The organism is endosymbiont GvMRE of Glomus versiforme (assembly GCF_003546845.1).
In genome coordinates this window covers 63,358-78,553 of the sequence record NZ_NWVA01000005.1, presented here as the reverse complement: position 1 = coordinate 78,553, position 15,196 = coordinate 63,358, and the positions used below count along the sequence as shown (strand labels likewise).

Here is a 15,196-nt window from a genome sequence, read left to right as displayed (position 1 = left end):
ATTTATTTTACTCTTTGGGTTAACTATTTTTGCTTATTATCTCTTAAAAAGAAGAGAGGAAAATAAAAGAAACAGTAAAACAAACATTTTTTAAGGTGTTGATTTTTTTGGTAATAAACTATGTTCTAAACCGGCTTATTGGATATTTCCTGCCAGTAAGGAAAAAAATCATTTCAGAATTTTTGAATGAATTCAAGATAAGAGTTTTTTCCTTGGCTAATCTTATCTAATTCTGCTTCTAAATTAGCAGTATATTTTTCATTAATTAAAGAAGCAAAGTTTTTTTGTAATCATTCATTCACTTTAAAGCCTAATTCTGTCGGGACAAAGTGCTTTTGTCTATCATTATTATATTCAACATAACCACGATTAAGCAAAATTCTGCTAAATGTATTATAAGTAGATGGACGACCAATGCCTAATCTTTCTAATTCTTGAACTAAGCTTCCTTCATTATAGCGCTGAGGTTTATTTTCCAAGTATTCTTTTATTTCAATCTTATTTACTTCTAAGGATTTTAAATTAGTTTTTTCTAAGAAAGAAGTTTTTTTGACTTTATAATTAGGTAAATAATAATCAGGATTAAGGACAAAAAAGCCCGCAAAGGTAAGCACATTTTCATTCAGGGTGAAGTAGTAACCATTATTAACAAAGGTATAAGTAGTTTTTTTTGTTTGGGCTGAACTCATTAAACTGGCTAAAGTATGTTGGTATATTAGTCCATATAAGGCAAATTGTTCAGGTGCTAAACTATCTTTTATTTCTTCAGGACGCTGAGAAAAATAAGTGGGACGAATAGCTTCATGAGCGTCTTGAACGGTTAAACTTTCTTTTTTTTGTTGATGCTGAGGAGAAAATTGGCAATATACTTTTCCTCATTGCTTTTGAATATATTGATAAACTTGTTCTACAAATTGCTTATTTAAGCGACAAGAATCAGTACGAGGATAAGTAATCAAGCCTGTTTGTTTGTTGTTGTTTTTCAAATAAATACCTTCGTATAATTGCTGGGCTAATTTTGTAGTTTGGGCAATGGAAAAACTTAATTGAGATTTTGCCTCATATAATAAAAGAGAAGTAGTAAAAGGAGATTTAGGAAATATATATCTTTTTTCTTTTTCTTCATTAATAAGAGAAAAAATAGAACTTAACTGAGATTTAACTTTTTCTGCTTCTTCTTTGCTAGGATAAGTTACTAATTTTCCTTTTTCGTCTTTTTGTCTTAAAGTGTATTTTTCACCTTCAATTTCGTAAATTCCTTGAAGAATGTATTCTTTTTTTTTCTCAAATTCACGAATAGCAATTTCTCGGTCCGCAATTAATTTCAAAACTACGGATTGCACCCGCCCGGCTGATAAGGCTTGCAATTTTTTTCGTAAAAGCGGACTAAGACAAAAACCAATCATTCGGTCTAAAACTTGGCGAGCGTTTTGGGCTTCAACTAAGGATTGATTAAGCGATAAAGGATTGCTGAGGGCTTGTTTAATACTTTGTTGGGTAATTTCATAAAAAAGTAAGCGTTTATAATGATGAGGTTGCAGTTGCAAAATTTTCACAATTTCCTGGGCGATTCCTTCTCCTTCCCGGTCTGGGTCAGTAGCTAAAAGAATTAAACTTGGCTTGTTTTTTTTTAAGTAATTTTGCCAGAATTTAATATTTTTATTTTTTTCAGGCAAAGGGTCATAATACGGGGTAAACTTAGTTAAATCAACTCCTAAATTATAATAACCTCTCTTGGCTAATTCCATTAAATGTCCGCTAGTAGCAAAGACTTCATAATCATTTCCTAAAAAAGTTTTGATCGTTTTTTGTTTGGTAAAAGACTCCAGGAAAATCAAGTATTTAGCCATAAAGTTTTTTTATGCTGTTTTTTAATTTGTTTCGCTTTTAATATGAAAAAGTATGAACGAAAAAGAAATTATGGCAAGGCTTGCCAAAAACTAAATTCAAAAAAAGTCTATTTAGAAACTTTAAAGACAATAAAATCTAAAATTATAAAAAAAACTATTAAAAAGTATATTATATAGATTAAAAATTTATGACAACAGTAGACAGCAGTAATAATATATATATATATATGGAAATTGGAAATAAAAAATTATTTCAACAAATAGGAGGAAAAAATTAATATAAAAATATGAAAGTAGTTTTAAATTTTACAGTAAGAAGTTTTGCAGGAGGGGGGGAATTAGGAGGAAAAAATTGAAATATTTCACTAAAATCCGATTCAGGTGGTCCTAATTCACGAGGCGGTATTGTTTTTAATTATAAAAATGGAACACCTTTTCAAGGAGGAAAAAAATATAATACTTTATTAATTCCGAAAGAACTTGTTACAGAAAGAGGATTAATAGAAAATCAAGAAGGTAGAAAAGGCGAAGAAATTAGATTAGAAATAGACGAAGTTCTTTTAAAAGATTTAGGAAGAGACGTTTTGTGTGTTGAAGGTCCGCCGCAATTAGAAGTAGATATATCCTTTATTCTATTGAAAGTTATTGAAGACAAAAAAGGAGGAAGGTTATTGTTTGAAATAGAAAAACAAGGAGAAGAATTATTTAGTAAATATCTAGAAAAAAAAGTTGATTATTTGNTCTCTCTCTCTCTCTCTCTCTCTCTCTCTATAAAAATAAATTATAGTAATATGAAAGTAGTTTTAAATTTTACAGTAAGAAGTTTTGCAGGAGGGGGGGAATTAGGAGGAAAAAATTGAAATATTTCACTAAAATCCGATTCAGGTGGTCCTAATTCACGAGGCGGTATTGTTTTTAATTATAAAAATGGAACACCTTTTCAAGGAGGAAAAAAATATAATACTTTATTAATTCCGAAAGAACTTGTTACAGAAAGAGGATTAATAGAAAATCAAGAAGGTAGAAAAGGCGAAGAAATTAGATTAGAAATAGACGAAGTTCTTTTAAAAGATTTAGGAAGAGACGTTTTGTGTGTTGAAGGTCCGCCGCAATTAGAAGTAGATATATCCTTTATTCTATTGAAAGTTATTGAAGACAAAAAAGGAGGAAGGTTATTGTTTGAAATAGAAAAACAAGGAGAAGAATTATTTAGTAAATATCTAGAAAAAAAAGTTGATTATTTGATTTTAGAAAAACCAGTAGTAGAAAAATTGAAAAATTCGTCCTGAAACGAACTGCTTTTATCTCAACAAACTGAAAGTCCGGGAGGAAGAGTAGAACCGGGAATTTTTTCGGCTCTTAATTGAGGTAGAGAAATTACTATTAAGGGATTGAATTGAAATGAAAAAAGAATTAATAATCCTCTTACTCGTGAAGAAGTAGGTAGGCAAAGCAGAATTGAATTTTTAGAAAATATTAGGAAATTAGAGAGTCGCGGTTTAATAAACTGGACTATAAAAGAAGAGGCTGAAGTAGTTGGGGATATGCCGTTTTACGTTGATAAGAGAAAACCGATTTTAAAAATTAATTTTGCCGATGCTTTTAGAGATATTGAACTTGGAGGAGGAAATGAATGAACCCGAGAAGTAGAAGAATTAGAAAATATAAAAAGAGAAATTGAGGAACAAAGGATAAGTTCTTCAGATGACCTAATAAAAATCAACCAATATATTAAATTTTTAGAAAGTTATCAAGATGGAAGTAATAAAATTAAAAGTTGAGCCTGAAATACTTGGTGTTACAACATTCATCACAGCGGAAATTTAGGTAATCATTTAAGAAGTTTAAAAGCGAGAAAGAAAAAGTTAGAGGAAAATGCTCCTGAAAATAAAGATATGAAAGACAAAAAAAATGATTTATTGATAAGAATAAAAAATTCTTTTTATACGGGCGATATTGACAATAAACATCCTGATGATACCACAACAATCCTTAACGATAACACTTTACAAAGTTGATTAGTAAGGAAAGGAAAAATAGTTAAAGAAAACGAAAGAGGAGTAATCTGAAAAAGTTATATTTCTGACTGTCCCAATGAAGAGGCTTTTAAAAAGCGAGAAAGAGAAATAGTTGAATTTATTGCTCGAAATTACACCATTAAGGGCGAAAGAAACTTTTTAAGTGATATCCAACAGAATGAAATATTTAACCAGTCTGACCTTAACGACGCTTTAATTGCCAACAATGAAATTTTATGGGAAATTCAAAAATTAATTTCTCTTTTAAGCGAAAATAAGAACGCAGTATTTTCAAAAGTACGAGTTATTGAAATTGATGCCTACAAAGAGGGTAAAAACCTAGATAACACAATAACTTTTCATAAGACTGGAATTAAGTATGGAGATTGCTCTAACAACGAAATCAAAAGAAAAGTTTATGAAATAGTTAATATTAATGGTTTAGTAGATAGTTCTTATTCTCTGGTTCCCGAAGATATAAAAAGCAAAAAAGCCGAAGCATTTTCAAAATTAGTTAAATATTGAGAAGGAGACGAAAACAATCCTCAAATAGAAATCGCCGATTTACGCGAAAGGCTAGACATAAGTTCAAACAAAGTAAATAATCTTCAAAAAATAGTGGGTGAACTTGCTGGTAAAAAAAGCAGTTATGAAGAATTTGAAACAGCAATAGAAGAAGTAAAAATAGCCATTCAAAAAGAAAGAGTTAAAATAAAACTTAAAAACGCAATTGATAATGGAGATAATGATCTTCTACAAAATATCTTGAATGAAGGTTACGATTGATATAAGCGAGATGAACAATTATTCCTAACAGAAACAATAGAACTTGACGAAAAAAAAAGTGAATCTGAAATAGCGGAGACAATAAAAGTCAAAGACAGAGAAATAGAGAAAAAAAAAGCCGAAAATGAAAGATTAAAGGAAAAATTAGCAACTGATGATAAATTAGGCACAGAGGAAAAAGAAGGATTAGAAAAAACAATAAAAAGTAATCAAACTGGAATTAGTAGATTAGAAGAGGTGAAAGATAAAATAAAAAAAGAAGGTATACGCAAAACTGGCACTAGAACAATTGAAAAAAACACGTCAGTAGTAGATGATGAATTAATAAATATAATAAAAGGGGTTTTAAGTAGTATTGACAACAAAATAGACACCAGTTTTTTGGATAATTTAGAATTTTCGGAATTAAGCAAAAAACTTGCTGATATTATTAGCAGCAGGGAAAGCAATAATACAAATTTAAGTTTTCAAGTTGCTGCTTATAGAGAACACGGGGGGCTAATAGGTAGTCAAAGTGGCTATTGACGAATTTGACCAAAAGATTATTTAATACTAAATAGGTTTCAACACACCGATTTATTTATTCCTCAAGAACTCGTTGACGAAGAACGCTTAATAGATAGTAGAGATAACGGAACAACTATTAATATAGGAATAAAAAATGGTCTCTGGTGAAATCAACTATTTACTGATGAATGAAATAGAAGTAGAAATGGATTATTTGTCAACCGAGAAAACATTAATTTAATTACCGACCAGAGAAAGGAAGTATTGAATCTTTTCACTAAATTTGAGACATGAAAAGCAGAAATGGTTGATAAACTAAGAGAAAAAGATAGTGAAGTAAGTGATGATTTTGCTAATTCGGAATTAACTTATATCAAGAATTTAGAAGAAAATTTGAATGAGTTATTTACCAAAAAAGATACGATGTCTGTAACTAAACTTCAAGAATTAAAGGGTAGAATAATAAGACCAGAAACCGACAACAACGATGGAAATAATATTGATGATAATAATTCACTAAAAATACTTGAAAAAGTTAATAGCATCTTTGAGGTTGCTATTAGAAAAAGTAAAAGTCCCATAAAATTAGTAGGTGATAAAACTCATAAGGTCAGAGAAGACAAAATCCCTGAACTAGCCAGAAACTATAACGTGGCTTTACCTGAAGATTCCTCAAATAAAAGATTAATAATTAATGGCCTCTCACAAAGAAAACTTGTTGAGGAAATGTTGTCTACTAATCGCCACTCAGTTCCGGGAAATGGATGAGAAAAAGAATTACACCAAGAATTCAATAGTTTTCTCGAAAATCTTGAAATTATCCCTCCGTTAAATGTAGAAAATAGTGAAGAGGAGGGAAATATGCCTATTGACATTAATCAAGTTTTTCGGGATAGACTTTCAGCTAGTTTTTATGACTTTTTGGCTAAGAAGGGTTATTCTCCTGAAAGTCCAACAGTAAATGCCGAATGCGAAAGACTAATGGAACAACTTAACAATTACTTTGAAGTTATACCAGAAAAAACCGAAGAAATAAAAACCAATTTAAAAAACTTAATTTCTAATACTTGAAAAACTTTCTATTGTCAATTTAAAACTGTTCCTCACAACAATATTCATTGGACTTTTCCTAGTCCGGAAAACCAAAAATTAGACAGTAATATTATGGATGGCTCTTTGATTGATGAACAGTGAGAAAATGAAAATGCTTCTTACTTTTCTTCTTTTCCTTATATATCTTGCCGCGGAAAAGAATCGATATTTAAAAAAGCTTGAATTATTTTAGCAGATTGTTTAACTAATAACGAACTAAAAGAAAAAATTGGAAACCTAACCAGGGATTGCTTGGAATATCTTAGGAGCGAGAAAAACAACCCTAATTGAGAAAGAGGCGGAGTCTCCACAGAAGAAATTCCCAAACTTAAAGACAAAATAATTACTGAGGAAGAAATCCAAAAAGTAGTTAAAATCAATCAAGATAGTGAATGAGTTATTTTCCCGTTAGAATTTGTGGAGCAAGTTTTTGTTTCAATGCCCGGTGCCAGAACTTCCGAAATATCTCCCCTCCACGATTTTGTTCCTAAACTTTTTGCTACTACTCCGGACAAAGCAACCGCCCACCCTTGTTTTATTCGCCAAGATAGAGAAGATTCCAGTCTCCACGAAACTTTTTTCATGGAAGATGAAAAAACTGTTGAAGAAAAAATAAGAGAAATAAATTCCAAAATTGCTACTCATAATGAGCGGTTAGGAAGAAAAGAAATTAAACCTATTGAAGGATGAATAATTGATAGCCAACCCCAAATTTTTAATAGTGACGATAGAGAGCATGTTTATTATCAAGTAATAGATACTAGAACTAAGAATTTAATTGAACTTGAAATTCCCCAAGAATATGAAGAAAGAACCCAAAATTATCAAATTAAAAATGATTCTTTGAGCCAACTTTTAGGAATTTTGGCTAATAATTTAATTCCTGATTGAGATAGTGAAGAAGCAAAAATAAAATCAATTGAATTTCGGGGTGGAAGAGGCGAAACAGAATCAGTCCCCGGAAGCGAAAAAACTCGACGATTTGTTGATGATTTTGACGACGGCATTAATAAATGAGTAGCCATTAATAAAAAAAGACTAGAAACAATTTACGGACTGCCCGAAAATTTAAGCTTGCAAACCGGCTCCACGACGAGATTAATTGAAGAAAACGTTCGAAAAGGATTAAGAGCAGGTGTTTTATTAAACGAAGAAGAAACCAATAAACCATTTAATTATGGTGAATCTTCTTGAATTGCAGCAAATAATAATTCCAATCGCATTTTAAACCTCCTTATTGATTGTGAAACCTATCCAGAAAAGTTAAAAAGTCACAGACCAAAAGATATTAAGGATTTTTGCCAAAATTATATCAAAAAAGAATTTTATTATGCTTCACCGGATAGTTTAGAAAGAAAAGTTTACGAGAATAATATAGAAAAAGTGGACCATGTTTTTCTTTTAATTTACCAATGATTAGAAGACAACAGCACTGAATTAAAAGACGAATTTGGAAGAAAATATAAAGAGAGATTAGAAAAAGAAGGAAAGCAAACAAGAACAGTTGAAAATAAAGTTAAAAGCCAATTAGATAACTGAGAAGAAGATAGAAAAGAATTAAGAAACTGACTTGAAACGAATTTCGCTGAGGAAGGTAGTCCATGAAAAAGAGTTGTTAATAGAAAAGTTAAAAAAGACCCAACTGAGGCAGAAAAAAAACTAGGTCTAGAAAAGAAAATTAAAGATTTAGAAAACGAAATTATAGCCTTAAAAGGAGAAAAAATATTCCTCAACGACATTGAGGATAAAGACAAAGAAGAAATTTTAAAAACAAGAAAAGAAGCAAAACAAGCAGCGATTAAAAGTCGAGAAAAAGAAATAGAAAAAATTCAAGAAGAATTAGCGAAAGATAAAAATATTGTATATAACATGAATGACAATAAAGTAATTAAATTTCATAAAGAATATGAAGGCTATGGGGGATTTAGTAATTTTTATTCTTCTGCAATATCTCTCAAATCTGCCTTGCCTTATGATTTAGATGATGAAGGAAAAAGTACTGATGCTGATAAGAACTTATTTGGAAAAGAAACAGATTGAAAAACCGCCGAACACCTTTTTCAAGCCCTAAAATTCTTTAACAATGATTTCCAAGAAACCGAACATATCACCAAAATTTTAGAAGCAAGCAACACCGATGAAGCAAAAAAATTAGGAAAAGACAGAACTATTCCCATAAGAGGTGATTGAAACGATTATCGCCAAAGAGCCATGCGTTATGTCATCAGGCAAAAATTTAATCCTGAACTTAACCCTGAATTATGTCAATTTTTACTTAATACTAATTATGATATTTTAGTTGAAGATACCCGCCACCAGGCAACCAGTTATGTTGACAGTTATTTTGGTAATGACGGCAAAAATATTACTTCTGGAACTGATAAAAGAGATTATTATGGCACTGAGGAAGGTAAACAAGATTTCGGAGATAACTGACTAGGACGGATTTTAATGGAACGCCGCTCTATTGAAAGAATAAAAGCAGAATTAAAAAACTTTGATGATAAATTATTATCATGAGAATCCTATATTATCCAAAAAATAGATGAAATAACTGAAAATTATTGAGATGAAAAGGAAAACAAAAATATCGGTCAAAAAATCTGGGAATTAGAAAAAGAATTAATAGATAAAATTAATAAACTTGGAGAAAAAGAGCAAGAAGAAAACCCTGCCGACAATTTATCCGACGTTTCTAGTTATGAAGAAATTAATTCTTCCGATTTGTCAGGAGAATTTGATTTTGTTGATGAAGAAGATTTTTCTGATATTGCCGAAGAAGAAAAAGAAATCTCAATTCCTTTGGATAAAATTACTGGATGAGGAGACGGGGGAGCAATTATCAATAATGGTCAAGATGAAAGTGTGTTTGTAAATGGCAAAATGTCTAATCATTTTCAAGCAACTATTACTGGAATTGGTGAAAAAAAAATAAGAGGAGATAAGCATATTGCTATATACAAAATTAAACCAATAGAAGTAAAGTTATCAGATGGCAGTCGTTCCGTTATTGAAGAAATAGAATTAATTTACCAAATTGATAACAACTTGATAGACCGCAACAGTCGAGAAGAGGAAGAAAAAGCATTATTAACCCGAACTAAAATTTCTAATTTTATTAATGAAACTCGAATTGACAAGAATTTTAGAAATATCGGTGATGATTTAGTAATTAGAGAAGGAAGCCAAGTTCAAATAAAATTAGCAGACAACAATAAAAAAGTAGTGAGAGAAGGTGGAGAAAATTACACTCGTTGGAAAAGTTGAACCTTACTAGAAAGCAACGTAGGAACTAATAACTATACATTAAGCATTCATGATGATTATTATTTAAAGGTAATTAATGACGATAAAGAGCCATTTAAATATAAATTTAACAATAATAGTTTGACTAGTATTATTTCAGAATTAAAAGCTTGGGTGTACTATTCAATAACTTCCGGAGTAAAAGTTAGTCTTGCTCTTGGCAACTTTGATAATATTTTTGAGGATATAAAAAAACACCCAGAGTTTTTGAAACTTGATGAAGTCAGAAAAAATGAAATCCGGGCAGAATTAAGAGCCGAAAGAAAAAAATTAAAAGGTGAGGAAGAGGAAGCAAGGAGGGAAGAAGAAATTACCGAAGGACCAGTAATTTTACTAATCGGTCAAACTGGTAGCGGTAAATCAGTTTTGGCTAATACTCTGCTCAACAAAAATGGTAACTTTGAAGAGGTATTTAAAGAAGGTTCTGGTAGCGTCAGTGTAACCAAAGAATTTCAGGTAGAGGAATTACTTGCCGGAAATCGCCCTAATATTTCTAAACTCGGTATTATTGACACCCTTGGGCTGAATGATACCAAATTAGACAGCAAAGAAGCGGCTCGGAATTCATTTACCCCCGAATTACTAGAATTAATTGCTAACAGAGGAATAAAACAAATTCTATTTGTAATTGGGAGTAGATTTACCGATACTGAAAAGGAAAACTTTCGCTTTTTGACCGAGGCTTTATTTCCTGACCAAGAGGCCAAGGATTATATCACTATTGTCAAAACCAAGTTTCCAGATTTTGAAAACGAAGAAGAATGCAAAAAAGACAAAGATGGTTTATTAAAAGGAGGAACTTGATTTAATGAAAATGTTAGACCAGAAAAAGTTATTCACGTAGACAACCCATCATTAAGCGGAAAAAGAACATCAATAGAAAGTGCCAAAGAAGTTCGCCGGCTAACAAGAAAAAAAATATTGGAACATCTTAGTATTTTTGACCCTCTAGAAAAAGAAAATTTCATCACCAATATCAAAAATCGCCTAAGAATATACGACATAACTCCCAAAGAACTTAATGAATGAGGAGAAAGAGGTCATTGAACAGGAAAATGAGAAGACAATGTAAAAGAAAGCCAAGGTTCAATTCTTTTTGCCTTAGCGATGGGATTAATTGATAAAACTTATCAACAAAAAGAAAAAGGAAAATTAGTTGCCGAGGATTTAAAAGAAAAAATTGAACTTTTAATAAAATACACCCAAGATTATCAAGACGCTAACGAACTTGCTGTTTATGAAATGAAAAAAGAGGAAATTAAAGATTTACAAGAAACTTTGGAAACTCTTAAACCTGAAAATGATAAAGATAAAAATAAATTCACATTTAAGTCTGAAAAACTAAATGACAAACAATTTAAATATTATTTTGTAAATTCAGACAATCATAATAAAATAACTTGAAGGGATTTTCTTAAACATTTAAGATCCGGGGGCGAGAAATTAACCGAAGTCTTAAAAGATGCCAATTCTAGATCAAAAGCCTACTTTTGAGAATGTATTCCTTTATCTTCTGAAACCATTGACCAATCATTTGAATTTGTCATAACTTATGATAATGGATTAAATAGCATTAGTCATGATTACAAAAGTTTTGAAGAACATATCAACAAAAATACAGGTAAAATTGTTTGTAATTTTAGGAATTTAGGGAATGATGCCACTTTAATTATTCCTCTCCCTAAACCAGGATTAGATTATAGACATCTTAAAAGTTTTATTGAAAATTCTTCGTCCGAAGAGCAGGAAACCCTTTGAAAAGAAACAGGTCAGATATTAGATGAAAACTGAAATAAAAAAACTCAATGATTATCTACTCATGGCACTAGAGTTTACCATTTACATGTGAGAATTAACGAACGACCGAGTTATTATCACTGGGAAGAATACAAAACTGTTAAAAAAGAAGAAAGCATTAGTGTAAAAGAGCAAAAAATTGCTCTAATTCTCCAAGGAATGGAGAAATTTATTAATGAAAAAAAACGACCTGGAACTAACATTTGAGACATTAGCAAAAAGGCTTTACGGGAAAAAATGGAAGAACTTGCCAAAGCGAACGAATATGAAGAACACAACAACGAACTTTTAAACCTTCTCAACCAAGACAATAAAATTAGTAGTGCCAAGGATGAAAGTGCAAACCGTCTTTTAAACCAACCACCATTTAGCGATTATCTTGGAAAAAATAAACTTACTGCTTATAAGTCTACTGGCAATGGTAATTGTTTTTATAATAGTTTCTCATTACTCCTTAATGATAATGAAACTTTAGCAGGTAAAATTCGTCTAAATACTCTGTGGAACATTATTCAAGACGAAAACGAAACATTTATGTCCCACAATCAAGGTTGAGATGAAAGTACTAAGAAATTCACTCTTCCTAAAAAACAAACATCAGAAATAGAGGCAAATGTTTTACTTGACATAGCAACTGTTTATACTGATACAAATGGCAAAATAACCGGAGGAAAACAATCAGGAGGTATTGACGAACAAGGCAATTTGGCTAAATTATTAGATTGTAATATAATAACAATTTCTACTGCTGCAAACAGAGATATAGGCAGTATTATCGGAATAAACTCACCAGAATCTACTGGTATTGAAGAGAAAGATTTTATTGAAGATGGCGGCGAAAAGAAATTTAATAAGATTGCGGAAAGAAAAACTATTTGAATTTTCCATACTGGCACTAATAAAGGAGGTCATTATGTTCCGCTTATCCCTGATAAAGAATTAAATGACTCTTTTTCTCTTGCTAAAATTTTCTTAAAACAATGCATTATTTCTTTTGCTAATAATAAATCATTAACAGTTGATACCGAGGATTTTGATAATATAGAATATAAAGTTGATGTAAATAACGATTGAAAAGAAAAAATAGAAAATACTCCTGATTTTCCGACTTTGAAAGACCTTTATCACGAATTAAGAAGCGAAATTATTATCTTAAAAGGAATTAAAAAAATTGAAAAATATCTTGAACAACAAGGAATTGATATAACAGAGGAAAGAGCAAAACAAAATTTTGAAAACTTAAAAAGAGAATTTGATGGTTTTAAAGATGATAATCCAGGAGACCAAAATAAAGTTCATAATTTTGTGCATGAGAATTTATTAAAAATTAAAGAAGTCATGCCTGAAATTAAATACATGTATGATTTTCGAAAAACTGACTTACCTAATCCTCGCCCTCTTTCCCAAAATGGAGATGCAGATAAAAATATTTTACGCTGAAAAAATGAAGCCGGAATAGAAGACCCCAAAATTGCCCGCGAATACTTTAATAATTGATGAGAAGTTGAAGACATTGAAAGTGGTGGTGATTATTTTGGTTTATTTGGGAGCGATAATGAAAATATTGGAAAAGCCCAATATCAAGGTCAATTTTATTCCAGCAACCAAGACAAGAGGATTTTAGAATTTCGTTTTAACTTCCGCAATCATTCCGGTAATCCTACTAATGATGACGGTTTAACTTCGGCTATTTCTGATGAGATAATTGATGCTTATTTTGGTAAAGGTTTAACTGCCGAACAAGCCGCCGCGGCTTATTATTACGGTAATGAAGAAGAAAGGATTCCGGCTGAAATAATTGATAACCGAGGAATAGTAAAAATTGGCACTAATCATTATGATTTAGTCTTGAACTTAAATGGTGCTCGGACTGCTCAAAAAAATCTTGTTCTTCGTAAGGCTTATGATTTGGCTTTAGAGAGAGATAGTAATGATAATGGCTGAAATTTAAGTGATAATGAAAAAAAATTATTTGATATAGAAGAGCACCCTGAACTTGATACAGTGGCGAAAATTAACGCCATGAGACAATTATTAACTATTTTACGAACAATTAAAGGCGGTGAACTAGATGAATGGATAAATAACAGAAACCAAATTAATAATGACATTACTCTTGATTATGATTATTTTAATCAACTCAACATTTTTTCTAATGTCGATCCAAACGAATTAGCAGCCTGAGCTTTATTTGAAAGAGTTTTGGGAAATATAGGGCAAAATGTTTCAGATAGATATGATGAATTATATGACGCATGACGTGAATTTTATAATAGAAGCGAAGAAGTTAATGATATAGAAGAACTAAAAATTTGGGCAAGCAGTGGTTTTAGTCCTATTGGCGAAGAATATGAGGACGGAATTGTAATCTCCGAGGCTGATTTAGTGTATGCTAACGGTTGAAGGGCAGCCAGCCTTCTCCATCTCGTTAACAAGATTTTTCCGAATGTCCTATTTGACGGACAAGATATAAGCACACCAAACATTGACCCTCTTGGAGTAAATGCGACAAATTTATACCAAGCCTGTCAAATTCTTGCGAATATCGCTAATGAGAATAATCCTGATAATTTAACTGCTGGCAGACCAATTGCAAGACAAATTGCTTTGTTGGATGACCTCCTTTGATTACCTAACGAGCGAAAAAAAGATGCTTTAACTGCTGAAATGAATAATCGACGGGAACAGATTATTTCTGCTTCTGCTACTAATTTACAGAGAGTGTTTCGCGGATATCGAACCAGAAGGGAACTTGCCAAACTCCGCTGACAAGATGCAGTTATTACGGCAGTCAATGCTCACTGAAACGCCCAACAAACCGGAGGGCAAGTGAACGGTCAAAACCAAATTGGTGTGCTGGGTAACGCTTGAGAAGCAAACATTCGGGCTCTCAACACGGAAATAACGATTAATGCTGAACGGGACCGCTTAATACGCCTGATTGACATAGAAAAAAATCGAGAGCAACCACAACAACCACAACAACCACAAACCAACTTTACAGGAACTCAGAATTTCTTTCCTAATCCAACCCCAACCAGCAGTCCAAATGGTGGTGATGGCAACGGAGGCTCTAATACTTCTACTGATGCTGGTAATAATTACTCTTCTCCTGGTAGCAGTTACAGTGGCGGTTATGGAAGTTACGGAGGAAGCAGCGAAAGTTCCGATTCTCCTTCTTCGAGTCCCGGAGGAAGCGAACCATCTACTGCTCCTACCACCCCTTCTCCTTCCCGACCGACTTCTCCTTCACCCAAACCTACCGAACATAAAGAAGAAATTATCGAAAAGGCCAAAAATATCCTTGCTGATGACAATGGTCACATTCAACCGGACCAAATTCAAGATGTTATCGAAGAACTTGAAAACTTAACAACTCCTTCTATCCCAGAGACTGAAAACAACGACTCAAATGGAGAGAAGCAAAAAGAGCAGATAATCAATGATTTAAATGTTAAATTAATTCAAAAACAGCCACTTGCTGAAGCTAAAAAAACAGCTGAAGAAAAAATTACTAAACTTTTACAAAATCATCAAGTTAAAATTAGTGATTTAGAAGTTCCTGCTGCTGCTGCTGCTGATTTAAAAGCCTACCTAAATAAGTTAAAATCTTCCCAACAAGTAGCCCAATTTGTCCAACAAATTCAACAACAAATTACTTCCTTCCAATCCAAGAAAATTTCTCGCCAGACCGTTTCTTCACCAAACAAAGAGGAAAAACAAGGTTCAAAAATTGCTTTGGGAATTATCGGTGGAGTTGTTGTTCTAGGAATAACTGCAACAATTGTTACCATCAAAAACCACAAAATCAAGAAATAGCAAATTTCTGTTTCTTGGGTA

The 15,196-nt window shown here is 31.8% G+C and carries 2 protein-coding genes; one reads left to right on the top strand and one right to left on the bottom strand.

The window, feature by feature from the left end; all coding sequences use genetic code 4:
• Positions 1–125 precede the first annotated feature (125 nt).
• Complete coding sequence (topA, locus tag GvMRE_RS08950) at positions 126–1,850, bottom strand: type I DNA topoisomerase (protein ID WP_147410857.1); 1,725 nt, start codon at positions 1,848–1,850, stop codon at positions 126–128.
• Between the two features lie 287 nt (positions 1,851–2,137).
• On the opposite strand from topA, the gene GvMRE_RS14540 reads away from it, so the two are divergent.
• On the top strand, positions 2,138–15,175 hold the full coding sequence (locus GvMRE_RS14540) for a DUF6940 family protein (protein ID WP_147410856.1): 13,038 nt from the start codon (positions 2,138–2,140) through the stop codon (positions 15,173–15,175).
• Positions 15,176–15,196 lie beyond the last annotated feature (21 nt).